20 protein-coding genes and 3 tRNA genes are annotated in these 25,044 nt (G+C 65.2%); 13 read left to right on the top strand and 10 right to left on the bottom strand.

Annotated features, from left to right (window positions below):
• Nucleotides 1–2: 2 nt before the first annotated feature.
• The 4 genes from MTR62_RS07325 to MTR62_RS07310 form a co-directional block, all read right to left on the bottom strand.
• Entirely contained in the window at nucleotides 3–209 is a 207-nt protein-coding gene (locus MTR62_RS07325) for a hypothetical protein (protein ID WP_244018492.1), read from the bottom strand.
• A 235-nt stretch (nucleotides 210–444) separates the two neighbouring features.
• Nucleotides 445–1,917: a sensor histidine kinase gene (locus MTR62_RS07320; RefSeq protein WP_456152707.1), complete on the bottom strand. Its 1,473-nt coding sequence runs from the start codon at nucleotides 1,915–1,917 to the stop codon at nucleotides 445–447.
• The gene (locus tag MTR62_RS07315) at nucleotides 1,850–2,527 is read right to left on the bottom strand and encodes a response regulator transcription factor (RefSeq protein ID WP_244018490.1); all 678 of its coding nucleotides are present in this window, start codon (nucleotides 2,525–2,527) and stop codon (nucleotides 1,850–1,852) included. Before MTR62_RS07315 ends, MTR62_RS07320 begins: the two co-directional genes overlap by 68 nt.
• 154 nt (nucleotides 2,528–2,681) lie before the next feature.
• Complete coding sequence (locus MTR62_RS07310) at nucleotides 2,682–3,005, bottom strand: PepSY domain-containing protein (protein ID WP_244018505.1); 324 nt, start codon at nucleotides 3,003–3,005, stop codon at nucleotides 2,682–2,684.
• 207 nt (nucleotides 3,006–3,212) lie between these two features.
• On the opposite strand from MTR62_RS07310, the gene MTR62_RS07305 reads away from it, so the two are divergent.
• Together MTR62_RS07305 and MTR62_RS07300 are read left to right on the top strand one after the other, a co-directional pair.
• Nucleotides 3,213–5,009 (top strand): ABC-F family ATP-binding cassette domain-containing protein, encoded by a 1,797-nt coding sequence (locus tag MTR62_RS07305; RefSeq protein WP_244018487.1) that lies wholly within the window; start codon nucleotides 3,213–3,215, stop codon nucleotides 5,007–5,009.
• A gap of 61 nt (nucleotides 5,010–5,070) precedes the next feature.
• Nucleotides 5,071–6,279, top strand: coding sequence for a glycosyltransferase (locus MTR62_RS07300; protein ID WP_244018485.1), 1,209 nt, complete (start codon nucleotides 5,071–5,073; stop codon nucleotides 6,277–6,279).
• 177 nt (nucleotides 6,280–6,456) lie between these two features.
• Here MTR62_RS07300 and secF read toward each other — a convergent pair whose 3' ends face one another.
• From secF to yajC, 3 genes are all read right to left on the bottom strand, one after another.
• Nucleotides 6,457–7,443, bottom strand: a complete 987-nt coding sequence (gene secF, locus MTR62_RS07295) for a protein translocase subunit SecF (RefSeq protein WP_244018483.1) — start codon at nucleotides 7,441–7,443, stop codon at nucleotides 6,457–6,459.
• A gap of 11 nt (nucleotides 7,444–7,454) precedes the next feature.
• Nucleotides 7,455–9,065 carry a protein translocase subunit SecD gene (gene secD / locus MTR62_RS07290; RefSeq protein WP_244018481.1) on the bottom strand — a complete coding sequence of 537 codons (1,611 nt, stop codon included), beginning with the start codon at nucleotides 9,063–9,065 and terminating at the stop codon, nucleotides 7,455–7,457.
• 105 nt (nucleotides 9,066–9,170) lie between these two features.
• Nucleotides 9,171–9,503, bottom strand: a complete 333-nt coding sequence (yajC, locus tag MTR62_RS07285) for a preprotein translocase subunit YajC (RefSeq protein WP_244018479.1) — start codon at nucleotides 9,501–9,503, stop codon at nucleotides 9,171–9,173.
• 329 nt (nucleotides 9,504–9,832) lie between these two features.
• Here yajC and MTR62_RS07280 point away from each other — a divergent pair.
• The 3 genes from MTR62_RS07280 (at nucleotide 9,833) to aroQ (ending at nucleotide 11,172) form a co-directional block, all read left to right on the top strand.
• Nucleotides 9,833–9,909: transfer RNA gene (locus MTR62_RS07280), tRNA-Pro, on the top strand.
• 278 nt (nucleotides 9,910–10,187) lie between these two features.
• Nucleotides 10,188–10,526 carry a hypothetical protein gene (locus MTR62_RS07275; protein ID WP_244018477.1) on the top strand — a complete coding sequence of 113 codons (339 nt, stop codon included), beginning with the start codon at nucleotides 10,188–10,190 and terminating at the stop codon, nucleotides 10,524–10,526.
• Between the two features lie 208 nt (nucleotides 10,527–10,734).
• The gene (gene aroQ, locus MTR62_RS07270) at nucleotides 10,735–11,172 is read left to right on the top strand and encodes a type II 3-dehydroquinate dehydratase (RefSeq protein ID WP_244018475.1); all 438 of its coding nucleotides are present in this window, start codon (nucleotides 10,735–10,737) and stop codon (nucleotides 11,170–11,172) included.
• Here the strand turns inward: aroQ and MTR62_RS07265 are convergent.
• On the bottom strand, nucleotides 11,136–11,660 hold the full coding sequence (locus MTR62_RS07265; protein WP_244018473.1) for a hypothetical protein: 525 nt from the start codon (nucleotides 11,658–11,660) through the stop codon (nucleotides 11,136–11,138). The genes aroQ and MTR62_RS07265 overlap by 37 nt on opposite strands.
• A gap of 10 nt (nucleotides 11,661–11,670) precedes the next feature.
• The gene (locus MTR62_RS07260) at nucleotides 11,671–12,138 is read right to left on the bottom strand and encodes an Lrp/AsnC family transcriptional regulator (RefSeq protein WP_244018471.1); all 468 of its coding nucleotides are present in this window, start codon (nucleotides 12,136–12,138) and stop codon (nucleotides 11,671–11,673) included.
• 260 nt (nucleotides 12,139–12,398) lie between these two features.
• Here MTR62_RS07260 and MTR62_RS07255 point away from each other — a divergent pair, with 260 nt between their 5' ends.
• The 5 genes from MTR62_RS07255 (at nucleotide 12,399) to MTR62_RS21585 (ending at nucleotide 16,578) form a co-directional block, all read left to right on the top strand.
• Nucleotides 12,399–14,528: a histidine kinase gene (locus MTR62_RS07255; protein WP_244018469.1), complete on the top strand. Its 2,130-nt coding sequence runs from the start codon at nucleotides 12,399–12,401 to the stop codon at nucleotides 14,526–14,528.
• Nucleotides 14,529–14,585: 57 nt separating this feature from the next.
• The gene (locus MTR62_RS07250) at nucleotides 14,586–15,590 is read left to right on the top strand and encodes a polysaccharide deacetylase family protein (protein WP_244018467.1); all 1,005 of its coding nucleotides are present in this window, start codon (nucleotides 14,586–14,588) and stop codon (nucleotides 15,588–15,590) included.
• 163 nt (nucleotides 15,591–15,753) lie between these two features.
• Nucleotides 15,754–15,829, top strand: a tRNA-Ile gene (locus MTR62_RS07245).
• 51 nt (nucleotides 15,830–15,880) lie between these two features.
• Nucleotides 15,881–15,957: transfer RNA gene (locus tag MTR62_RS07240), tRNA-Pro, on the top strand.
• A gap of 213 nt (nucleotides 15,958–16,170) precedes the next feature.
• Nucleotides 16,171–16,578, top strand: a complete 408-nt coding sequence (locus tag MTR62_RS21585; RefSeq protein WP_407672632.1) for an Arm DNA-binding domain-containing protein — start codon at nucleotides 16,171–16,173, stop codon at nucleotides 16,576–16,578.
• Here MTR62_RS21585 and MTR62_RS07235 read toward each other — a convergent pair.
• A complete protein-coding gene (locus MTR62_RS07235; protein ID WP_244018465.1) occupies nucleotides 16,492–17,415 on the bottom strand; it encodes a LysR family transcriptional regulator in 924 nt (307 codons plus the stop codon). The two genes, MTR62_RS21585 and MTR62_RS07235, sit on opposite strands and share 87 nt — an antisense overlap.
• A gap of 159 nt (nucleotides 17,416–17,574) precedes the next feature.
• On the opposite strand from MTR62_RS07235, the gene MTR62_RS07230 reads away from it, so the two are divergent.
• From MTR62_RS07230 to MTR62_RS07220, 3 genes are all read left to right on the top strand, one after another.
• Complete coding sequence (locus MTR62_RS07230) at nucleotides 17,575–19,056, top strand: benzaldehyde dehydrogenase (protein WP_244018463.1); 1,482 nt, start codon at nucleotides 17,575–17,577, stop codon at nucleotides 19,054–19,056.
• A gap of 36 nt (nucleotides 19,057–19,092) precedes the next feature.
• The gene (locus MTR62_RS07225) at nucleotides 19,093–20,697 is read left to right on the top strand and encodes a GMC family oxidoreductase (RefSeq protein ID WP_244018461.1); all 1,605 of its coding nucleotides are present in this window, start codon (nucleotides 19,093–19,095) and stop codon (nucleotides 20,695–20,697) included.
• 1,099 nt (nucleotides 20,698–21,796) lie between these two features.
• Complete coding sequence (locus MTR62_RS07220; RefSeq protein WP_327194388.1) at nucleotides 21,797–24,991, top strand: glycosyltransferase; 3,195 nt, start codon at nucleotides 21,797–21,799, stop codon at nucleotides 24,989–24,991.
• Nucleotides 24,992–25,044 lie beyond the last annotated feature (53 nt).

The raw sequence follows: 25,044 nt of genomic DNA, 5'->3' as shown, positions 1-25,044 counted from the left end.
GCTCATTCCTCGGGAACGAGTTCCTGCAGCTTGGCCATCAGCGTCTGGATGCGCGTGGCGGCATCGTTGAAGGTCTTGGTCTCGGCGCGGTTGCCGGTGGACTGCGCTTCCTTGGCCGATTCGATGTAGCCTTCAAGGTCGACCTCAAGCGCATCGACGATCATGGAAACCTCGTCCGAGGTCAGCTTCAGGGTGATTTCTTCGTTCATCTCGGCTCTCCTGGGCCAATCGGTTTTCGGGACCAGAGCGGTTTTCGATCAGATTGCATCCGATCGACCGCTCCAGTCCTTTGTTTTGACGCATTTTCTGAATCGTCAGGTAAATCCACCTGACTGGAAAATGCTCTAAGGCCCGCCTTAGCCGCTCCGGGCGCTGCGGCAACCGCGAGCGGACCATCTTTCCCCCGCCGAACAGGCGCGGGACCGGGTCGGGCGACGGGGTATCCTAGACCGCCGCGCGCGGCAACCGCAGCTTGACCAGCAAACCGCCCAGATCCTCGCTTTCGGCCAGCGCAACCGAGCCGCCGTATATTTCCACCACGTCGCGCACGATCGCCAGGCCAAGCCCCGTGCCCGGCTTGCCGGTATCGAGCCGTGCACCACGATCGAAGATGCGCGTGCGCTCGGCCTCGGGAATGCCCATGCCGTCATCCTCGATCCAGATCTCGCACAGCGCCGGGTCACGGTTGCCCTCCGGCAAGGGATCGACGGTGACGAACACGCTGCCCCCGCCGTACTTGGCCGCGTTCTCGATGAGATTGCCAAGCAATTCCTCCAGGTCCTGCTTTTCGAGCGCCACGGTCGCGGTGCGATCGCCGTCGAGATCGAAGCGGGTCGTCTCGTAGAGACGTTCAACCGCACGGAACACCGCCTCCAGGCTCGGCCAGACGTCGCTGCGCGACATGCCCGCCGCGCGCCGCCCGACCGCGCGCGCGCGCGCCAGATGGTGATCGACGTGGCGGCGCATGTTGGCGACTTCGCGAATCACCGTCTTGTCGAGATCGGGCGCCTGCGCGGTCGCCGCGTTGGTCACCACGGTGAGCGGCGTCTTGAGCGCGTGGGCAAGGTTGCCCGCGTGGGTGCGCGCCTCTTCCGCCTGCTTTTCGGTATGGGCAAGCAGCGCGTTGAGCTCCTCAACCAGCGGCGCCACTTCGAGCGGCAGCGGATCGGCCACGCGCGCCACGCCCGTGGTTCGCAGCTTCTTGATCGCGCGGCGCACGTGGCGCAGCGGAAACAACCCGTACCAGGTCTGCAGGCCCGCCATGAACAACAGCCCCACGCCCAGCACGGCGAAGCTGTAGATCAGGATCGAGCGGAAGCTCTTGATCTGGTCGTCAAGCTCGGTACGGCTGGCGGCGACCGTGAACATCCACTTGGTGGAACTGCCCGGCAGGATGATCGAACGCTCCATCACCCGCAGCGGTTCACCCGCGAACTGCTTGGAATCGTAGACGTGGGGTTGCGCGTCGTAGTGATCGGCCGGAACGTTGAGACTCTGGTCCCACAGCGAGCGCGAGGAGAAATCCTCATGCCCCTTGGCCCGCACCTGCCAGTAGAGGCCCGAGTTGGGCTCAAGGAAGCGCTGGTCGGCGGGCGGACGGTTGAAGTAGATCTCGCCGTCCGGGCCGATCTCGGCCGAACCGATCATACCCAGCAGCATATAGCTGAGCTGTTCGTCGAAATTGCGCGTGACCAGCCCGGTCAGCGCGCTGTTGAGCGCCAGACCACCGCCCAGCAGCAGGACCAGGATCCACCCGGCCGCGATCAGCATCATGCGCCGCGCCAGCGAGCCGGTGTTGACCGGCTTCACGGGCGTGATGCCGGCCGTTTCGGGCTCGCGCGCCGCGCCCTCAGGCGCGGTTCGGCTCTGCGGGGTCGTCGAGACTGTAGCCAAGGCCGCGGATCGTCGTGATGACATCGGCACCCAGCTTCTTGCGGATGCGCGTGACAAAGACCTCGATCGTGTTGGAATCGCGGTCAAAATCCTGATCGTAGATATGTTCGATCAGCTCGGTGCGGCTGACCACCTTGCCCTTGTGGTGCATGAGGTAGGACAGCAGCTTGTATTCCTGCGCGGTCAGCTTGACCGGCTCTCCGGCCAGCGTGACGCGGCCCGAACGGGTGTCGAGACGCACCGGCCCGGCCGTCAGTTCGCTCGAGGTGTTGCCCGAAGCGCGGCGGATCAGCGCGCGCAGACGGGCGATCAGTTCCTCGGTCTGGAAGGGCTTGGCGAGATAGTCATCCGCGCCCGCATCGAGCCCGGCCACCTTGTCCGACCAGGAATCGCGCGCGGTCAGCACCAGCACGGGCATCGAACGCCCTTCCTTGCGCCACATGCCCAGCACGGTCAGCCCGTCGATCTCGGGCAGGCCGAGGTCGAGGATCACCGCGTCGTAGTCTTCCGTGGAACCAAGAAAGTGGCCATCCTCTCCATCGACCGAAAGATCGACGGCATAGCCGTTCTGCTCCAGCGTGGATTTGAGCTGGTTGCCGAGTGTAGGTTCATCCTCGACGATCAGGATGCGCAATTCAGGTTCTCCCTATGGGTCCCGTTCGAAATGGGCTCAAAGCCGCTGAGGGTCAAGCGATGGAAGGCGCCTGCGGTTCCCGCCGAGGATACGGCGGGGACCGCAGGCGTCACGATGGCAACCCTGGCGCAGCCCCGGTGCTCAGCCGCAGCGCTCAGCGCGATTCGCCGATGATCCGGCCGGTGCGCGCATCGACGTCGACAAAGTGGACCCGCCCGTTGTCGATGAACTTGAGGCGGTAGGCCATGGCCGCCGGGATATATTCCGGCCCCAGATACTGCATCGCGCCCATGCGCGGCAGCACGATCTTCTCGATTTCGCGGCTCGAGAGGATGTTGCCGGCCTTGCGCTCCTTGCGCACCTGTCCCTGTTCGCCGTTCTGCGCCTGCGCGCTGGCAGGCAGGACGCTTAACGAACCGATCGTCAGGGCTAGAGCGATCGCCAGGTTCGCCCGCGGGGAATGGAAAATCTCTTTCATCACGGTCTGGGTGCCTAACCGCGAAGGATTGAACAAGCCCTGAATGTGGCACGAAGGTGGCAGCAGGCTTCAACCTGTGGCAACAAGACAACACAGCGCCGCACGCCGCGATCCGCCCGCCACGGATCGTTGCCGCACCGCCAACCGCGCCCGGCCCCACCGTCCCGCTTGCCAGCCCCCCATGCCCCACTGTAGGGCGCGTGCGTTATGGCAACCGCACCGATTTTGAGCTGGGAGGGCCTGGGCCTCGTCCAGGGCACTGGCTGGCTCTTCGAAAACCTCGACATCACCATCGCCCCGCGCGACCGGCTGGCCCTGATCGGGCGCAACGGCGCGGGCAAGTCCACCCTGCTGCGCCTGATCGCCGGCCAGGTCGAGGGCGACCGGGGCAAGCGCTCGGTCCAGCCCGGCACGCGCGTCGTCACGCTTGAACAGGACCCCTTCTTCACGGGCTACGATACCCTGCTCGACTTCGCCATCCACGGCGAGGACGGCCCCGAGGTCCACGAAGTCGAAGCGATCGCCGACCAGCTTGGCATCGACCTCTCGCGCGAAGCCAAAAGCGCCTCGGGCGGCGAACGCCGCCGCGCCGCGCTGTGCCGCGCGCTGGCCAGCGAGCCCGACCTGCTGCTGCTCGACGAACCGACCAACCACCTCGACCTTGCCGCGATCGAATGGCTCGAATCCTGGCTCCAGCGCTACAACGGCGCCTTCGTCGTGATCAGCCACGACCGCACCTTCCTCACCCGCCTGACCAAGGCCACCTTGTGGCTCGATCGGGGCGCGCTGCGCCGCAAGGAAGTGGGCTTCGGCGGGTTCGAGGCGTGGGAAGAGGAAGTCCAGAAGGAAGAGACGCGCGCCGCCGAACGGCTCGACGCGAAGCTCAAGATCGAGAACCACTGGCTCGCGCGCGGTGTCACCGCGCGGCGCAAGCGCAACCAGGGCCGCCTTGCCGCCTTGTGGGAACTGCGCGCCCAGCGGGCCGAAATGATGGCCGCCCCCGGCACCGCCAAGCTCGCGGTCACCGGCGACGGGGCCAAGACCAAATCGGTGATCGTCGCCGAACACGTCACCAAGCGGTTTGGCACGGGCGACAAGGAACGCACCGTCATCAAGGACTTCTCCTTGCGCATCCAGCGCGGCGACCGGATCGGCATCGTGGGCGCCAACGGCTCGGGCAAGTCGACCCTGCTCAAGCTGTTGACCGGCGAGATCCAGCCCGACGAAGGCACCGTCACGCAGGCGCAGACGATGACCTCGATCGTGCTCGACCAGCAGCGCAGCTTCCTCAAGCCCGAAATGCAGCTGCGCGACGTCATCGCGGAGGGCAGCGACTGGGTCGACGTGCGCGGCGTGCGCAAGCACGTCCAGGGCTATCTCAAGGACTTCCTGTTCGATCCCTCGCTGATCGACGCCAAGGTCGGCACGCTGTCGGGCGGCGAACAGTCGCGCCTGTTGATGGCGCGCGAGTTCGCCCGGCCCTCGAACCTCCTCGTGCTCGACGAGCCGACCAACGACCTCGACCTTGAAACGCTCGATCTCCTGCAGGAAGTGATTTCGGACTACGAGGGCACCGTGCTCATCGTCAGCCACGACCGCGACTTCCTCGACCGCACCGTCAACCTGACGCTGGGGCTGGACGGATCGGGTCATATCGACGTGATTGCGGGTGGCTATGCCGACTGGGAGGCCAAGCGCCGCCAGCGCACCAGCGCGGGCAAGGCCAAGGCGCGCAGCGAGGACGCCGCGCCCCCTCCCCCGCCCAAGCCCAAGAGCACCAAGCTGTCCTACAAGGACCAGCGCGACTACGACCGGCTGCCCGGCCGGATCGAGGAGCTCGAAGCCGCGATCGCACGCGACGAGGCCGCGCTCGCCGACCCCGCGCTCTACACCAGGGACCCGGCGCGCTTCGCCGCGCTGAGCAAGGCGATCGAAACCGCACGCGGCGAAAAGGAAGCGGCCGAGGAACGCTGGCTGGAACTGGCCGAGCAGGTCGAGGGTTGATCGCAAGGCGCGCGCGAATAGCGGTTCCCGCAGGCCGCGCCCCCCGATACAAGCAGGCCCCATGCGCATCCTTTCCATCGCCACGCTCTTTCCCAACCCGGTCAAGCCGTCCTTCGGGATCTTTGTCGGCAACCAGATGCGCGCGGTCGCCGCGCGCGGCGATGTCGATCTGACGATCGTCAGCCCGATCGGCATTCCGCCCTGGCCGCTCTCGCGCCGCGAGCCCTACCGGCAGCTGGCGCAAGTGCCCGAGACGAGCGATGCGGTGGGCATCCGCGCCCACTATCCCAAGTTCCTGACCATTCCCCGCATCGGCGGCGACAGCAATCCGGGACGTATCGCCAGGGCCGTGCTGCCGCTGGTGCGCAGACTGCACGAAGAACGCCCGTTCGATCTGGTCGATGCGCAGTTCTTCTTTCCCGACGGACCTGCCGCCGCGATCCTCGCGCGCGAACTCGGCCTGCCGCTGACGATCAAGTCGCGCGGCGCGGACATCCACTTCTGGGGCCGCCGGTCGAGCGCGCTCGAACAGATGCAACAGGCCGCGCAGCAAGCCGCCGCCCTGCTCGCGGTCAGCCGCGCGCTGCGCGAGGACATGATCGCGCTCGGCATGCCCGAGGAGCGCATCGGCGTGCATTACACCGGGCTCGACCGCGAACGCTTTCACCCGATCGAACGCAGCGCGGCGCGCACGCTCGTCTCGGCGATGCCGGGGCTCGAGATCTGGAGCAAGGGACCACTCATCGTCACCCCCGGCGCGCTGATCGCGCGCAAGGGCCAGCAACTCGTCCTCCAGGCGCTCATCCACCTGCCCGACGCGCGCCTCGCGCTCGCGGGCGCCGGGGAAGACGAAGCCCGCCTCAAGGCCGAAGCGCAGATCCTGGGCGTGGCCGACCGGGTACACTTCCTCGGCCAGGTCAGCCACGACATCCTGCCCACGCTGCTTTGCGCGGCCGACGTGATGGTCCTGCCCTCGGCCAGCGAGGGGCTCGCCAACGTGTGGATCGAGGCGCTCGCCTCGGGCACGCCGATCGTCGTCCCCGACATCGGCGGCGCGCGCGAAGTGGTGCGCAGCGATACCGCCGGGCGCATCGCCCCGCGCAGCGCCGACGCCATCGCCGAAGCGATCCGCTCGATCCTCGACCATCCCCCCGCGCAGGCCGAAGTGGCCGCGCTGGTCAAGGACTACAGCTGGGGCGAGAACGCGGAAAACCTCGTCCACTTCTGGAGCGACGTGCTCGAAGGTCGGCCGGTGTTTACCGGGGCCTAAAAAAAGGGCCGCTTGCAGGCGGCCTTTTCAAAAAGCGAAGATTCAAGGGGTTAACACCCCTTGACCCCAGACTGTCGAGCGCACGTTTCGCCTGCTCCGTCGCGCGAGGACGGTGTCCTGGGCCATTCAGGGAGTCCGAGGGCCACGGCCCTCGAACTCCTCGCTTTTCCTTTTACCTCAAGGCTTGGCCGCACGTTCGCGCGCGAGGCGCTCCTGACGGTCGATCGCCGATTCGGTGGGCACGAAGCTTTCACCCGAAACGCCCAGCCAGATCAGGATCGGCGCGGCCATGTAGATCGAGCTGTAAGTGCCGATGAAGATACCCAGCGTGATCGCGGCGACGAGGCCGAACAGGCTCTCGGGTCCGAAGAACAGCAGCGGGATGAGCGCGACGAGCAGCGTCGCCGAGGTCATCACCGTGCGCGCCAGCGTCTCGTTGACCGACATGTCGAGCAGTTCGGGCAGCGGCATCTTGCGGAACTTCTTCAGGTCCTCGCGGATACGGTCGTAGACGACGATGGTATCGTTGAGCGAATAACCGATGATCGCCAGGATCGCCGCGATGATCTGGAGCGAGAATTCGAGCTGGAACAGCGCGAACATGCCCAGCGTGAGCGACACGTCGTGGAACAGCGCGAAGAGCGCGCCGATACCGAACTGCCATTCGAACCGGACCCAGATGTAGATCGAGATCGCGAGCATCGCGAGGCCGAGCGAATAAAGCGCGGTGGTGCGGAATTCACCCGAGACCTTGCCCGATACCGTGCTCACCCCGTCGATGCGCACATCGGGGTAGGCCTTGGTGATTGCGGCGGTGATCTGCTTGGAAATCGTGTCCGCCGCGCCCGCGTTGCCTTCGGCCGAGGCGGGCAGCTTGGAGCGGATCGACACGTCGTTCGCAGCGCCAAAGCGCTGGATCACCGGATCGCCATAGCCCAGGTCACCCACGATCTTGCGCAGGCCCTCGACCGGAGCCTCGGTGTGCTTGGTGAAGGTCGCCTGGATTTCCTGACCGCCGGCGAAGTCCACGCCGTAGTTCAGGCCCCGCGTCAGGACCAGCCCCCAGCTCGCCGCGATCAGGATGCAGCTCATGATGTAGAACGGCACCCGCCAGCGCAGGAAGTGGATGTTGGTGTTATCGGGTACGAGTTTGATGAGGCGCATGGGGTCTGCCTTCAGATGTTCAGGTCGGAAGGACGCTTGGTGCGCAGCCAGCCGGCCACCCACATGCGCGTCATCGATACGCCGGTGAAGACGCTGGTGAACAGGCCGATGATCAGCACGACCGCGAAGCCGCGCACCGGACCCGAGCCGAACGCGAAGAGCAGCGCACCGGCGATGAAGTTGGTGATGTTCGCGTCATAGATCGCGCGGCTGGCTTCCTTGTAGCCGTTCTCGACCGCCGTCACCACACGCCGCCCACGCTTGCGCTCCTCACGGATACGCTCGTAGATCAGCACGTTGGCGTCAACCGCCGCACCGATGGTGAGCACGAAGCCAGCGATGCCCGGCAGGGTCAGCGTGGTGCCGATCTGGGCCATGATGCCCAGGATCATCAGCACGTTGATGATCAGCGCGATCGTCGCATAGACGCCAAAGCGGCCATAGCATCCGATCATCAGCAGCACGACCAGCAGCGAGCCGATGCCCATCGCGATCAGGCCCTTCTTGATCGAATCCGCGCCAAGATCGGGACCGACGGTGCGCTCCTCAACCACGGTGAGATCGACCGGAAGCGCGCCCGAACGCAACGCGATGGCCAGCTGGGTTGCCGACTGGACGGTGAAGCTACCCGAAATCTGCGCGCTGCCGCCCAGGATCGGCTCGTTGATGCTCGGCGCCGAAAGCACCTTGCCGTCAAGGATGATCGCGAAACGCTTGTTGACGTTCTGCTGGGTCAGTTCGGCGAACTTGGCGCCGCCCTGCTGGTTGAAGGTGATGTTGACGACCGGGCGGTTGTTCTGCTGCTCGAAGCCCTGCTTGGCGTTGGTCAACTGGTCGCCCTTGATACCGCCCAGACGCTTGACCGCGATCGCGCTCACGCCGCCGGGCGCGCTCGCCGGGTCGGCGTAGGGCAGGATCTCGTCCCCCGGAGGGGCAATGCCCTTGGCCACGTCGTTGGGCGCGGCAGTCTCGTCGACGAGCTTGAATTCGAGCTTGGCGGTCTGGCCGATCAGGTTCTTGAGCGCCTGCGGATCGTCGAGACCCGGGACCTGAACGACGATGCGGTTCTCACCCTGACGGATGATCGTGGGCTCGCGCGTGCCGAGCGCGTCGATGCGCTTGCGCACGACCTCGACCGCGGAGTCCATCGCGTCGGACACCGCCTGGTCGAGCCCTTCCTGGGTCGGCGTGAGCACGAAGCGGTTGCCGTCCTCGACGCGGATGTCCCAGTCACGCTGACCGGTCAGCCCCGCGCCGTTGGTCAGCGGCAGGATTTCTTCGCGCGCGGCATCGACCTGCGAGGCGTCGCGCAAGGTGAAGCTCAGGCGGCCGTTCGAGCGCGAGATGTCGCCGATGGCGATCTTGGTGTCGGCGCTGCGGAACCGGGCCCGCACGCTTTCCTCCATGTTCTCGATGCGCTGCTTGGCGACCTGGTCCTTGCTCGCTTCGAGCAGGATGTGGCTGCCGCCGGCAAGATCGAGGCCGAGGTTGACCTGCGAATTGGGCAGCGCCTGCGGCCAGGGCAGGCCCGCGAGCGAAAACAGCGAAGGCAGCGCCAGGGCGGCGCAGACCAGCGCGATCCCCCAGAACCAGATCTTCTTCCAAATGGGAAAATCAAGCATTGGCTTGTGCTTTACTCCGAAAGGGTATCAGGCCCTGGCAAAGGAACCGGCCCGGCACGATCGGCTCTGCGCGCCCGGCCTTGACGCCGCGCGCGCAGCCTTCGATCAATCGTTGGCGGGCTTGTGGCCAGCGGGCGGGATGACATCGCTGATGGTCGACTTGACCGCCTTGACGATCATGCCCTTGGCCAGTTCGACCTCGACGTAGTGCTCGTCCACCTTGACGACTTTGCCCACGAAGCCGCCGCCGGTCAGCACTTCGTCGCCGCGCTTGATCGCCGCGAGCTTGGTCTTGTGCTCCTTCTGCTGCTTCATCTGCGGACGCAGGATCAGGAACCAGAAGATCGCGGCCATCGCCACGAAGGGCAGGTACTGCATCCAGGCGGGGGGCGCACCCGCCGAAGCGGCGGCAAGCTGGTTGAGAATCGAGCTGTTCATGGAACGCAAAAAACCTTCTTTGTCTTCCCCTGCGAGCTGGGCGCACAGCGATTCGGACGTCTCATGCCCGTTTCTCGCGCGCTCGCGGGGAAATGCCCTCACGGGCTTTACCGGATGCGGGCGGTTAGCAACAAAGCGCGCAATAGGCAACGAACCAGCCCGCCATCGCCCCGCCCCGGCGTGAAAATAGGGCCGCCCCCGTCCCTTTCCAAGGCCCGCCACGGCCTTGCGCCGCAAGGCTTTGGGCAGGCTGCGGAAACAAACCTTGTCCGCGATGCAGATTGTGGCTTGCGCTACAAAAAAGTCCTGCCTATAGGGCGCCCTCCGGTCGGGACGTAGCGCAGCCTGGTAGCGCATCACACTGGGGGTGTGGGGGTCGGAGGTTCGAATCCTCTCGTCCCGACCAATTTCTTCCGCACACCTCTGAAGGCTCAACTATAGAGAGCCAGCACCACCCTCCAAGAGGGCCCTTGCGCCCGATGGCGCTGGGGTGTCGCGTTTTTCCAGACAGATATTCCCTTCAAGCGCACCTGCGCAGGCTCGTAACCAAGCGCTAAGGCTTTGCCCTTAGAATGGTGCCCGAACGCGGCTTGTCGCGCAGGACGGCGAACACGCGCCTTTTGCCGCGCGTTGACGCCCTTGACCAGGAGCCCTCGCCTGCCCCGCTCCAGCGCCCGCCCGCTCATGCCGCTCGCTGCGCTCGTCCTGCTGTGCGCCTGCGGACCGGATCGCGACGATCCGACCGAGCGCGCGCGCATCCGGGCACGCGCGGCCGCTGCGGAACAGGCGGCGATCAACCAGGACAACGAACGCAAGCGAACCCAGGCACGCGAAGAAGCCCGCCAGGCCGAACTGGCGCGCTTCTACGCCGGTGGCGATCCGCAGTCGGAGAGCGCGATGCCGCCCCAGCAAGAGGCCGATCAGGAAGCCGACGCCGCCACACCGGACGGCCAACCCGTCGCCTCCACCACGATCGACGGCGCAAGCATCATCGATTCGCCCACCCCAGCGCCGCAGCCCTGATCGCGCCGCCCGCCCGGCGCGATCCGGCGCAGCAGCGCCCCGTCGCACGCCTCCCATCCGTCCCGGCACGCCTTCGTCGCGTCCGACCCCAGCGCGCCTTCGTCGCGAAGCCCGATTGCGCACAGCACGAGCCCGCGCCTATGAACACGTCCCGCTGCCCGGAACGGCAACGGCCACCGAAACGCAACTGGCAAGGATGCCCAAAACGATGATCCCGAAGCTAATCTATGTTCTCAACGGCCCGAACCTCAACCGGCTCGGCAAGCGCGAACCCGGGATCTACGGCTCGCAGACGCTCGAGGACATCGGCGCCAGCCTGATCGAGCGCGCGGAGACGCACGGCTGCACCATCGAGATACGCCAGTCGAACCACGAAGGCCAACTCGTCGACTGGCTGCACGAGGCCGAGGACAAGGGCGCGCACGCGGTGCTGCTCAACGCCGGTGCCTACACCCACACCTCGATCGCGTTGCTCGACGCGATCCGCTCGATCCGCGCGCCGGTCATCGAGGTCCACCTCTCCAACCCGCACACGCGCGAATCCTTCCGGCATGTGAGCTGGGTCGGCCAGGCCGCCAAGGGGACCATCGCCGGGTTCGGCGCGAACAGCTACCTGCTGGCGCTCGACGCCGCCGCCGCGCTCTGATCGCGCGGCACACACAAAACGCGCGCGCCATCTTGGCCGCGAACCGAAACGATGCGCTGGACGGGAACCGCATGGCTCCCGTCCGCCGCGGCCGGCTCGCCGTCCTGGACCACGCCCACGGCGCAAATTCCCGTGTCGAGCAACGAGAGCAGCATGCGACGCATGTCTTCGGCCGAAGCCCCGCGCTCCAGCGCAACGGTGACAAAGCCGTCGCGCACCCCCGCCCCTGCGGGCGTGAAACGTTCGATTCGCGCGGCAATGGAGCCAATCGGCCGGTCCGACACGCGCCAATCACCCCGCGCCGCGTCGAAGCGGGGCAGTTCGGGCACACGCTGCGCGCTCACTGTCGCACGGCCCGTGTCCGCGCCGAGTTCGAAGATCGGCGCGGACACGGGCGCAGGACGGGTGAACCACCACAGATTGCCCGCTAGCAGCACCAGCGCGACACCGGCGAGCACCGCCCGCCGGCTCTTTCGGGACATCGCCATGGCGTGCGAATCAGCCTTCGAGCGGAACGCCCGGAATGTTCTTGGACGTGCGAATCGTCAGCGAGGTCTTGACGCTGTCCACGTTGGGCGCAGGCGTCAGCTTGCTGGTCAGGAATTCCTGGAAGCTCTGCAGATCGCGGCTGACGATCTTGAGAATGAAGTCGATCTCGCCGTTGAGCATGTGGCATTCGCGCACTTCGGGAAGGCCCTTCATGTGGTCCTCGAACGCCCGCAGCGCCTCTTCGGCCTGGCTCTTGAGGCTGACCAGCGCGAAGACGGTAATCGTGAAGCCCAGCTTCGACGGATCGAGGTCGGCGTGGTAGCCTTGGATGATGCCCGCCTCTTCGAGACTGCGCACGCGGCGCAGGCACGGCGGCGCCGTCAAACCCACGCGCTGCGCGAGCTCCACGTTGGTAATTCGGCCCTCGTCCTGAAGCTCGGCCAGCAGGCGCCGATCGATTTCATCCAGATTGATCATGTTCAAATCCCGCAAACACCCCCAGCGCATCGTTTCCGGTTCCACGCATAACGCAAAACGCAAGCAAAACGGCGCCGCAATGAAATAATGTTGTCCTTTAGCGTAATCGTCCCGCTTTGCAACGCTTTCAACGCATCCCCTTTCCCGAAACGGGTGGTTTGCTAGGAAAAGCCTTGGCGCAAAATGCGATAGTGCCGATTGTGCGAGGCTGTTTACCTTTCTTACGCAATCCTGAGTGTAGGAGCCCATTCGGAACCTGAATGCATTTCGACGATCGCCTTTCCACGGTTTTGCGCCATTCCGCCGCGAGCGGAACGCTGGCGCGCATCCAGTTCAGGCAGCTCGTCGACATTCTCGCCCAGGCTCCGGCCGATCATGTCAGCCCGCTCTGCGAGCAGGGCTATGCCCGCCTCGAAGAGCTCGGCACGGCGATTCGCCCGAGCGTCCAGGCCGACCTGATTCGCCAGTCGCTCGTTCGGTTGACCAATCCGCGCCTGTTGCTGCACCTGGCCGAGACCGATGCCAGAGTGGCCAGCACGGCGCTGGCCAAAACGCGCCTTGCCGAATCGCAATGGCTTGCCCTGATCCCGCGCCTGCCGGTCCACGCGCGCGGTATCCTGCGCCACCGGCGTGACCTTCCCCCGCGCGTGAACGATCTGCTCGATCGGCTCGGCATCCAGGACCGCGCGCTTCCCCCGGCCATCCTGCCGCCCGCGCCAGACAGCGCCGATCCCGACGCCGGGATGGCGAGCCCGACGCCCGCGCCCCCCGCCGCATCAGCGGCCGCGTCAGTCGCCCCATCAGCCCCTTCTCAGGACAGGCGCGAACCGGCCGAGGCGCTGCGCGCGCGCCGTGCGTCCTGCAACGCAGCCCCGTCCAACGCCGCAGAAGTCGAGGAACTGGTGCTCACCAGCCTGCTGGGCGAAGCGATGCCCCCGGCGAGCGAACTGGGCCTTGCCCCGCTGCGCGCCGCTGCGGGCCCAGTCTCAAGCACGGTCTCAGGAACGGTCTCGACCAGCACGCCAGCCGCACCGCCCGCCTCGCACACTGCCGCACCCGCGCGCCGTGCGCCGCCCCCTGCGCCGCCGCCGCCTGTAGGAGAGCCGCCCGCCGCACCTTTTGCTCCGGCGGTGCCGACGTCGCTGCGTGAATGGGCACGGCTGCGCGCTTCGGGCACGATCACGCCCGCGCCAGAGGGCTTCGCGCCCGTGCACCGCAGCGATCCGGGTATCGGCGCCATCGTGCGCCGGATCGAGGAATTCCGCCGGACCCGCCAGAAGCCGGCGATGCCCGAACCGGCCAACGATTCGCCGCGCCTGCCGCTCGGCGATGCGCTGCCCGATACGCAGCGCGGCCCCTCCGTGTTCGATTTCGCGACCGATGCCGAAGGCCGCGTGACCTGGGCCGACGGCGCGCACGCGCCCGCCCTCACCGGCTTCAGCCTGCCCGCGCACGAGATCGAGAGCGATGCCATCGCTGCGGCGCTGCGCGCGCGCCTGCCGATCCGCGCTGGCCGAATCGCTCTCGTCGGGACCAGTGCGGTGAGCGGCGAATGGCAGGTCGATGCCGCCGCCTGTTTCGAGCGGACCACCGGACAGTTCACCGGCTACTGCGGCCGCCTGCGTCGCCCCGCGCCAATGCCGCGCGCGGCAACGGCGGCCAGCCTCAATGCCGAGGCTGACCGCATGCGCCAGGTCCTCCACGAACTGCGTACCCCGGCCAACGCGATCCAGGTCGCCGCAGAGATCATCCAGCAACAGCTTTACGGTCCCGCGCCGCACGAATACCGCGCGCTGGCGGCCTCGATCGCGGGCGATTGCGCGCATATCCTCGCCGGGTTCGAAGAACTCGATCGGCTGGTCAAGCTGGAAACCGGCGCGCTCACTCTCGAGCCAGGCGCCAGCAACCTGGCCCAGGTCACCTGCCGCACAATGGAGCGCCTGAGCGGCTGGACCGCGCCGCGCCGCAGCGGCTTCATCCCCGCGCCCGGTCTCGACACCGCAGACCTCCCCCTCGCGCTCGACCATGACGAAACCGAGCGCCTCGTCTGGCGCCTGCTCGCCGCGCTGGCCGGAGCCTCCGCCAGCGACGAACGGCTCGCGCTCGACTGGCACGATACCGGCGCCAGCGCCGTGCTCGAACTTGCCCTGCCGCACATGCTGGCCGAACGCGCGGACGAAGAATTGTTCTCGATCGGCACCAATCTTCGCAACCAGGCGCTCACCGCCGGCGTTTTCGGCGTGGGCTTCACCCTGCGTCTCGCCGCGGCCGAAGCGGCGGCCGCGGGCGGAGGTCTCGAACGCATTGCTAATCGGCTCACGCTTACGCTACCCTTGTCGCGGCCGCCGCGCGACACGGCAGCCAGCGCAAGGCAAAGTCATCGTTCCTAGACGATCGCGGCCAGGGCGGATGGCGCAGCACTCGACCAAGGACAGGACACCCCGAACGTGCCAGCGCCCAATCTTCTGGACCCGCCATCGGACGAGGACCGGGCGCTTTTTCACGCCGATTTCGGCCAGCGCTTCCTGATCACCGTCGATACCGAGGAAGAGTTTGACTGGGACGCCCCGCTCGACCGCGAGGGGCACACCGTGCTGACCGTCCCGGCGCTGCGCAAGTTTCAGGAATTCTGCGAGGGCTTCGGCATCGTACCAGTCTATCTGGTCGACTGGCCCGTCGCCAATTCGCCCTTGGTCGCACAGGCCATCGGCGAGGCGGTGCGCCAGAACCGTGCTGAAGTCGGCATCCAGTTGCACCCCTGGGTCAGCCCTCCATTCGACGAGGACGTCACCGCCTTCAACAGTTTCGCGGGCAATCTGCCGATCGAACTCGAACGCGCCAAGCTGCTACGGCTCAAGGAGCGGATCGAGACGGTTTTCAGCGTTGCCCCGCTGATCTACCGCGCCGGGCGCTATGGCCTGGGTCCGCACACCGCCGCGATCCTCCAGGAATGCGGTATCGCGATCGACAGTTCGGTCCGCGCCCGGTTCGATTACAGCGCCGAGGGAGGGCCCAACTACCGCGACCATCCGCTCACCCCGTACTGGTCGGGCGGTGCATGCCAGCTGCTCGAATTGCCGCTCACCACGATCTATTGGGGCCCGCTGCGGCGGCTGGGCGATTCGATCTACCCGCGGCTGTGGCGCACGCCGCGCCTGCGCGGGATCCTGGCGCGGCTCAAACTGCTCGAACGCATTGCGCTCACGCCCGAAGGGATCACGTGCGAGGAGGCGATTCGCGGCGTCGAAGTCGCGCTCGACGATGGCCTGCCGGTGCTCGTCTTTTCCTTCCACAGCCCGTCGCTGGCGCCCGGACACACCCCCTATGTACGCGACGAGGACGATCTCGATGCGCTTTACGACTGGTGGCGCGCGCTGTTCGAGCACCTCACCGCACGCGGCGTGCGCCCCACGAGCGTGTCGCAGATCATGAACGGGGTCGTCCTGCCCTGACGGACGGGCCCGGGCGCTACCAAAACCTGGCCGAAACCGCCGCGATAGGCCGGGCAAAACCGGCATCACCAGCCAAATCGCATCGCAGCGCTTGCCTCCCTGCGCGAGCCAAGCTAACGCGGCTCTCGCCCGACGGTCCCGATGCCGCCGGGTGGCACGGTTGGGGCCTGTAGCTCAGCGGTTAGAGCTGGCCGCTCATAACGGCTAGGTCGCGGGTTCGAATCCTGCCGGGCCCACCATCCCTGCTTGTAGCGGCCCCGCCGCCGTGCAGATCATCGGACCCGATCGGTCGGGGAGTGGCGCAGTCCGGTAGCGCGCCTGCTTTGGGAGCAGGATGTCGCAGGTTCGAATCCTGTCTCCCCGACCATTTCGATTTCCGAAGAGGCCTCGTTGGCTCCCAAATCGGACTAAGTCGAAAGCCCACCCAGCTGTAAAATAACGATTTTCCATCCCACTGCGTCCCAGGGACTGGACTTGCAGCCCATGCCCGTTGTTGTCAGTTTGTTGGTTGAAATCCGCTTCAACCAATTTTGAACCAACAGCCAACCAACACGATTGGAAGGCGCGAGGAGACATTGGGATGTTGACTGATGTAGCCCTGAAAGCCCTTAAGCCAGACGCCAAAGCCTATAAGAAGTCGGATGGCGGCGGCCTCTTTATCGTCGTCCATCCCACAGGCCGAAAATCATGGGGCCTGGCTTGCCGAACTGGCAAGAAGCCGAAATTTCTCTCCGGCGGTGTGTATCCCCACGTGACACTTCGTGAGGCTCGGGATTGGCGAAATGCGATCAAGGCGCAACTTACGCTCGGCATGGAGCCGACGGCGTTGCCCAATTCTCAGATCGTAGAAACGAGCGACGCCCCCCGCGGCATCGATCCAACCACTTTCGCGGCCGTGGCCTTAGTCCAGCGCTTGAGACAAGCGTGGCGGGAGCGGGTAACCCCATTCAGCGTAGAGCGATGCGAAGGTGCGCATGAGGGTCGCTAGGGGCTGCGAGCTATCGTTCTTACGGTGCAACAGCACGATCGGGCTAACGGCCTTTGGACGCACCGGGCGGCAGATGACTTCGGGATGTGCCAGCCATTGCGAGGTTGCCGGGATGAGGCAGGCCCCGGCTCCCGCCGAAACCATGATGAGCGCGGTTTCCAATTCGCGGACCTCGACGATCTCGCTCGGTTCCAGCCCGCGGTCGCGAAAGATCGACAGTACCAGGTCGGCATGGCTCGGTCGGGGCTGGCGTGGATAGAGGATGAGCGGAATACGTGCCAGTTCGGCCAGATCAACCGGTTCGTTCGCGGGGCCTGACCCTGGCGGAAGGGCTGCCAGGAGACGCTCCTCGCGCAGGACTTCGCGCTGGAGTGCGGGATCCTCGATCCGAACGCGCCCAAGCCCCGCATCGATTCGGCTGTCCTTGAGGGCCTCGACCTGTTCGAGACTGTTCATTTCGGTCAGGACCAGTTCCGTATCGGGATCGTGCGTGCGGAAGCGCCGTACGATCTGCGGCAGGCGAACGTAGAATTCGGATGGCACGAGCCCGAGTGTGAAGCGCGGCCGTTCGGCTGTGACGAAGCGTTGCATGGCCTGTTCCATGCGATCCTGGCGTTCGAGAACCTGCAACGCGTGGGTGTAGAACAAGTGCCCGGCGGGGGTGAGCGTCAGGGGGCGCGATGAGCGCTCGATCAGCAAAGTGCCGAGTTCTTCCTCGATTTCCTGGATCCGCCGGCTCAGCGGGGGCTGGGCGATGTTCAGTTTTTCGGACGCTCGCGTAAAGCTGCCTTCACTCGCGACAGCGACGAAATAGCGCAAACGTCGTGTATCGATCATGGAAGGGCTCGCGGCTGCGGAGATGGAATTATACCATTCTGGTATGAAGGCCAAACCAACATGGTCTTTGCGTTGACGGATTGCAAACCTACCTCGAGCTGGAAAATCACAAGCCGGCCAGTCCATCGCTGCACCGGCGCTTCTAAGATGGAGAAGGTCATGGAGCAGTCCCGCGTATTACCGGCAGGCAGTCTCATCCCCGATAAGTATCTTTCTGGTATGTTCTACGGCAACGGATGGGTGGCTGGCGAGGATCTGACTAAAGCCATCGAGCCGGCCACCGGGACCGAATTGGGAACGATTGCCCTTGCCAACGCGGATACCGTTGCGGGTGCCGCGAAGGCGGCCCGTAGTGCACAGCGTGGTTGGGCGGCCATGTCTGCGGATGAGCGGGCCGCGATCTTCCTCAAGGCGCTCGCCATTGGCCAGCAGTTCGCCGACGACATCATTGCCTGGATCGTGCGCGAAAGCGGGTCGGCCCGCGCCAAGGCCGCCTTCGAGTTGCAGGTGACGCTGAAAGCCATCCAGTTGGCTGCGGCAATGCCACACCAGGCGCAGGGGCTTGTCCTGCCGACGACGCCCGGTCGGGTCAGCCTCGCCCGTCGCCGCCCGCTCGGCGTGGTGGGCATCATCGCGCCCTTCAACTTCCCGCTTTACCTTGCCGTGCGCGCCGTCGCTCCGGCCCTCGCGGTCGGCAATGCGGTGATCCTTAAGCCCGATCCGCGCACCGCGATCTGCGGCGGGCTGGTGATCGCGCGGCTGTTCGAACTGGCGGGCCTGCCAGCTGACGTTCTTCACGTCCTGCCGGGCGGCAGCGAAGCTGGCGAGGCTTTGTGCAGTGATTCCGAAATCGGTATGATCCAGTTTACCGGCTCGACCGGTGCGGGCCGTATGGTGGGCCAGAACGCCAGTCGACATCTCAAGAAGGTCAGTCTTGAACTTGGCGGCAAGAATTCCATCATCGTGCTCGACGATGCCGACATCGACCTTGCTTTGCGCAATGTCACCTGGGGTGTCTTTCTCCATCAGGGCCAGATCTGCATGTCGGCCGGGCGAGTGCTCGTCCATGAGGCCATCGCGGCCGATTTCGTAAAGGCGCTTGGCGAGAAGGCTGCGGCGCTGCCAATCGGCGACCCGAGCGTTGAAGGCATTGCGATCGGTCCGCTGATCAACCAGCGTCAGGCCGATCATGTGGCCAAAGTGGTGAAGGAAAGCATCGATGCTGGTGCCACGCTGATCACGGGCGGCAAGGCCGACCGGCTGTTCTACACGCCAACGGTTCTGGCGAACGTCACGCCCGAGATGAGCGCTTTTCGCGAGGAAATATTCGGCCCCGTCGCCGTCGTCACGACCTTCGCCGACGATGCGGAGGCCATAAGGTTGGCCAATCAGACCGAATATGGCCTTTCGGCTGCAATCCAGTCGCGCAATGTGTCGCGGGCCATGGCCATGGGAGAGCAACTCCGGACGGGCCTGCTCCACATCAACGATCAGACGGTGAACGACGATGTCGTCAATCCGTTTGGCGGGGTAGGCGCCTCGGGCAATGGCAGTGCTGTGGGCGGGCCGGCCAACTGGGAGGAATTCACGGAGTGGCAGTGGGTCACGATCAAGGGAGAGGCGCCGGCTTACCCGTTCTGAAGTCGGCTACGATCATAATAAAAAAAGGAATAGTGTATGTCTGGCAAGCATTTTGACGTTCTCATAGTCGGAAGCGGCGCCGCCGGTTGTGTCGTTGCGGACTATCTCTCCGAACATACGGACAAATCGATAGCCGTCCTTGAAGCGGGCCCCCTGGATCGCAACCCTATGATCCATATTCCGGCGGGCTATTCCAAGTTGCTCGCCAAGGACAAGGCGGTCTGGCCCTATGAGACGGTGGTCGTGAACGGCCAGCGCCGACGGTTTCGTATGGGCAAAGTCGTGGGCGGCGGCACCTCGGTCAATGCGATGTGCTATGTGCGCGGGCAGAAGCAGGACTTCGACGCCTGGCAGGAGGCCGTGGGCGAGGAAGGCGACTGGTCGTGGGAGACCATGCGGGCCACCTATATCGAGCAGGAACGCAACGACACCTTCCACAACGAATACCACGGCATCGACGGGCCGCTTTCGGTCGAATTGCCAGGGCGCATCAACGAGCTCAATCAGCGGTGCATGAAGGCCTTCCAGGAATTCGGCCTTTCCTACAACCCCGACTATAACGGTCAAAGCCAGGCCGGTGTCTCTCCGGTCCAGTCGAACACTGACAACGGCAAACGCGCGAGCGCCGCGGTTGCCTACTTGCATCCACGGGTCGATAGTGGTCGAGTTACCCTGTTAACCTCCCGCACGGTCACGAAAATCCTGATCGATAATCGCAAGGCCGTAGGCGTTTGCGTTTTGCATGGCACGCAGGAGGAGCGTATCTACGCGGATCTCGTCATCCTTTCTGCCGGTGCGGTCCAGAGCCCCAAGATCTTGATGCACTCGGGTATTGGCCCGCGCGCGCAGCTGGAGTCTTTCGGAATCCCGGTAATCGAGGATCTCGCCGGGGTCGGGGAGAACCTGCACGATCACCCGATCATTCCGATCGCTGCCTTCGTCAAGGGCAAGATGGGCTATCAGGCTGCTGCGCAGGGTCTGGGCATGCTCGTCTCGGGGGTGCGCTACCTGACGGCGAAGGATGGGCCCGCCGCGGGCAACGGCATTGAAACCGTTTCCTACTGGGATCCGGACGATCTGCAGAGTGAAGAGCCCACGGTGCAGTGTTATCATGAGCCGATCATTTCGCAGGACGGGCTCAATCCTTCGGGCTCGCGATCAGGGGTAACCTTTGCAACCGTCGTCTTGCAGCCTCGCAGCCGCGGCACGGTGAAACTGGCCGACGCCGATCCTACTTCGATGCCGCTGATCGATCCCAATTTCATCGGCGATCCCTACGATCTGAAGGTGGGCATCGCGGCGGTCAAGTCGGTGCGCAAGGTGATGGAGCAGCGCTCCCTGGCAGACGTGATTGAGGAGGAGTTCGTTCCCGGGGCCAAGGTCCAGACCGATGAGGAACTCGGTGCCTTCGTCAAACAGGTGGCGACCACCATGTGGCACCCTGTGGGGACTTGCAAAATGGGGCGCAAGGACGATCCGACGGCTGTCGTTGATGCCTCGCTCAAGGTGCGAGGGATCGAGGCGCTTCACGTCATTGATGCCTCGATCATGCCTCGGATCATCAGCGGCAACACCAACGCTCCGACACAGGCGTTGGCGCGGCACGCGTCCAAAATGCTGGTGGCGCGCTATTTCAGCTGATCTTGGCCAGGGCTCACGGCATGGCTTGCGGGGCAGGCGATGCCGTGAAGACGCCTTGGTTTTGGCGAAGGGCACCGAAATCTAAGATTTTCTGGCTCCCCGTTTAGGCGGAAAGCCAGAACCCTTCTGCTACGGGTAAGTCGCCGCGAATTGTATCCTGCTACACAGCGCCGACCGGCCCCGCTTTCGTAAGCGGCAACGATGAGCAGACCGTCCGCTCCTGAGGAGCGGAAATTGGCGGCTGAGTGGTCGACAAGGGTCGGGGGCGGTAGCGCCCAGAAAATGATTCTAGCTAAGGCGATTTTAGAGCATTTTCCAGTCAGGTGGAATCACCTTACGGTTCAGAGACCGTTTGAAAAATGCCTTTTCAGGCATTTTGATTACGGCACCAGCCCACGCCCCCACCCGACCACCCGCAGGACACTGGCAATGGGTGGTCGGGTGGGGGCGTGGGCTGGTGCCGCAAAATTCGCATTTCGCGAATTTTCAAACGGGCTCTCAGAAAATGCGTTAAAAAAAAGATCTACAGCGGTCGATCCGATGCAATCTGATCGAAAACCGCTCTAGTGGTTCGATTCTGACATTTGGTACCCTATCGGATAGGGCGTGCTCAAATGTCAAAATCAATCCACTAGGCAACTCTGTCGCCCAGTTCGGAGACGATCAGGAATATAGCATTCAACGATCGCAACATGGTTACGCCAAAATCCCGATCATACTTAATCGAACCTTCCCGTCGCACAGGGCCCTTTGCCAAGACATGGTCTAAGCTGGCAGCAGGCTGTCGAACACTAATAGCGCGTCCCGATCCAGCAGCGGGCGGGACAGGCGCATGCATAATCAAGTGTTTCACGATCCATCGGGTAAGCGCGGCCGCCGCATGCGGTGGCTGGTGGCCGGAATAGCGCTCGCGCTAGTGTCGGCCCTGGGCATGCTTGCTTGGGGTATCGCCTCGATCGAAGCGCGATCCGCACCGCAACTTCGCTCTGCGCAGGATGGGGGCAAGGACCGGCCCGCGTCTTTCGTAGCACTTGCTTCCGAAGGAGCGTCGCAGGCTTGGCTGCCGACGGCAGCCGTACGGGCGGGCTCCGGCGTCCCTGTGGAAACCCTCGGCTTCTACATGCCCTGGGACGAGGCAAGTCGCCAGTCGCTGCGGGCCAATCTGGATCGGCTGAGCTGGGTTGCGGCGGGTATGGTCTCGGTGCGCGGAGCGGACCACGACTGGATCGAGGCCGAGGACCCGACCCTGGCCGCTACGCTCGCACGAAACCCGCGTGCGCGCTTGCTGATCATGGTGCAGAACGACAGCGAAGAGGGCTGGGACGGTGCGAATATGGCGCGCCTCTTGGCCAGCAGCGAACGCCGCGCCGCGTTGCTCGAAAAGGTCGCGAAGGTCATCGCGCGGCACAACGCCGAGGGCGTGTTCTTCGACTTCGAGAACCTGCCCGCGAGCGCGCACGACAATTACCGCCAATTGCTGAGCGAAGCGCGCAGGGGGCTTGCCCCGGCGCGCGCCGGCAGCGCGGTGACGGTGATGCTTGCGGCTCCGGTGGCGGATGACACCTGGGATCTTGGCGCGTATGGCCGCGCCGCCGACCGCGTCGTGCTGATGGCCTATGACGAGCACTGGCAATCGGGTTCGGCCGGCCCGATCGCTTCGCAGGCATGGTTCGCCAAGGTCGTTGAAGGCGCGGTGGCGCGCACCGGCGCGGATCGCGCGATCGTTGCGATTGGCAGCTACGCCTACGACTGGGCCGAAGGGCAGCCGCTTGCCGATTCGATTACCGTTGCCCAGGCCTGGAACCGCGCCGCCAGGGCCGGAACCCGCCCCCAATTCGACCGGGTGAGCGGAAACGCGGGCTTTGCCTATCAACGATCCGGGGTCCGCCACGATGTCTGGATGCTCGATGCTATCAGCGCCTGGAACCAGCTGCGCGCCGTGCAGGGACTGCGACCGGCCGGGGTCGCCTTGTGGCGTCTGGGCAGCGAGGATCCCGGGTTCTGGCCCGCGCTCGAGGCGGCCCGCACGGGGACGCAGCCGCCGGTCCGTGCCTTGCGCACCCTGCCTGCGTCCGAGGATATCGATTTGCACGGAAGCGGAGAGATCATGCGTATCGGCAAGTCCGCCACGGTCGGCAGGCGCACGCTCGAAGCCACGGCCGATGGTGTGATCCGATCCGCGCGCTACGAGGCACTGACCCATGGCCACATCGTCGAGCGCCGCGGCAACGCGGCGCGGCAGGTCGCTTTGACCTTTGACGATGGCCCGGATGCCGTGTGGACACCGCGCGTCCTTGACGTGCTGGCGCGCCACCACGTGCCGGCGACCTTCTTCGTGACCGGTACCCATGTACTGGACGAACCCGCGCTCGTGCGGCGGATCGTTGCGCAGGGCTCGGAACTGGCCAACCATGCGACCACCCATGCCGATCTTGACCGCTTGCCCGATGCCGCCGTCAAACTGGAAATCAACGCCACGCAGCGCCTCGTCCAGAGTTATACCGATCGCTCGATGACCTTGTTTCGCCCTCCCTATCTGGGCGATGCCGATCCCGACACCCCGGCCGAACTGCGCATCGCGCGGATCGCGGGTGAACTGGGCTATCTCACCGTCGGCCTCAACGTCGATCCGCTCGACTGGAAGACTGCCGATGCCGCTGCCATCGCCGCACGTACGATCGAACAAGTCGAGGCGGGCACGGGCGATTTTGCCCGTCGTATCGTGCTGCTCCACGATGCAGGCGGGGACCGCAGCGCGACCGTGGCCGCTTTGCCGATCATCATCCGCGAACTGCGCGCACGCGGCTACGAATTTGTTCCGGTCTCGACCCTTGCCGGTCTGACCCGCGAGCAGGCCATGCCGCAAATCCGCAATGACCAGGAGACGGCCTCCGGAGCACGGGGGCTGCTGTTCGAGGCGCTGCGCCTCGCGCGCCGCTCGATCGGTTGGCTGTTCCTGGCCGCGATCGGACTCGGCATGGCCCGTGTCCTGACGCTTTCAGCGCTGGCTGTCTGGCAGACCCGGCGCATGGCCCGAGCTCGGGCCGGGGCCAAGCCCCCACCACATCACGTTCCCGGCTTTGTGTCCGTCTTGATACCTGCCTTCAACGAGGAACGGGTGATCGAGGCCTCGGTACGCCGTGCGCTGGGCACGCAAGGCGTGCGGGTGGAAGTCATCGTTATCGATGACGGATCGAAGGATCGGACCAGTGCCGTGGTGCAGGAAGCGTTTGGCCACGATCCGCGCGTGCGCCTGCTGACGCTGGAGAACGGGGGCAAGGCCCGCGCGTTGAACCAGGGGCTGGCCATCGCGAAGGGAGAGGTCGTCGTGGCGCTTGACGCCGACACGCGCTTCGAGCCCTGTACCATTGCCAAGCTGACGCGCTGGTTTGCCGATCCGGCGATCGGAGCCGTGGCCGGCAACGCCAAGATCGGCAACCGGGTCAACTGGCTGACGCGATGGCAGTCGATTGAGTACATCACCGCCCAGAACCTCGAGCGGCGCGCTCTCGAAGCGTTGGGCGCCGTGACCGTGGTGCCCGGAGCGATTGGTGCCTGGCGCCGGGCTGCGCTTGATGCGGTGGGCGGCTATCCGGCCGATACCCTTGCCGAGGATCAGGACCTGACAATTGCCGTGCAGCGCGCAGGCTGGCGCGTAGCATGCGATCACGAAGCCATCGCCTGGACTGAGGCTCCCGAGACGGTGCGCGCCCTGTTCCGCCAGCGGTATCGCTGGGCCTTCGGGACACTGCAGTGCTTGTGGAAGCATTCTGGGATCATCGCCCGAAGCGAACCACGCGGCCTCGCTTGGTTCGGCTTGCCCCAGGCATGGGTCTTCCAGATCGGGCTCGGGCTGATTTCGCCGATGATCGATCTGGCGCTGCTCCTTGGCCTCGCCGATGCAGCTTTGCGCACTTACAACCATGGCTGGGGCATCATGTCCCATGACCTCACGCTGATGGTCGCGTTCTGGGTGGCGTTTTGTGCGATTGAATGTGGCTGCGGGATGCTTGCCTATCGTCTCGACGGGCGCGAGGGGCGCTTGCCGCTGCTGCGCATGCTGGCGATGCGCTTTGGGTATCGCCAGTTGCTTTACGCCGTGGTCATACATGCGATCGCGTCGGCGGTGCATGGGCTCAAGGTCCGGTGGGGTGCCCAACAGCGCAGTGGCAACTTCGCGGAAAGCCCACCCGCCGCACCGGTGCGCGCCCCGGCACCGATGGGCCGGGTGCAGGCCTATGGGGAAAGGCAGGCCGGGAACGAAAACACGGCGTCGATCCAATCCGCAGCTTGATCTGGGTATTCGCGACAAAGCTCGCAGGACCGGCAGGAAAGTCGTCGGCGTCT

Origin of the sequence: Novosphingobium organovorum (assembly GCF_022832435.1) — a bacterium.
Classification (GTDB): Bacteria; Pseudomonadota; Alphaproteobacteria; order Sphingomonadales; family Sphingomonadaceae; genus Novosphingobium; species Novosphingobium organovorum.
The sequence above is the reverse complement of the archived record's forward strand: the minus strand, read 5'-3'. Positions and strand labels throughout refer to the sequence as shown.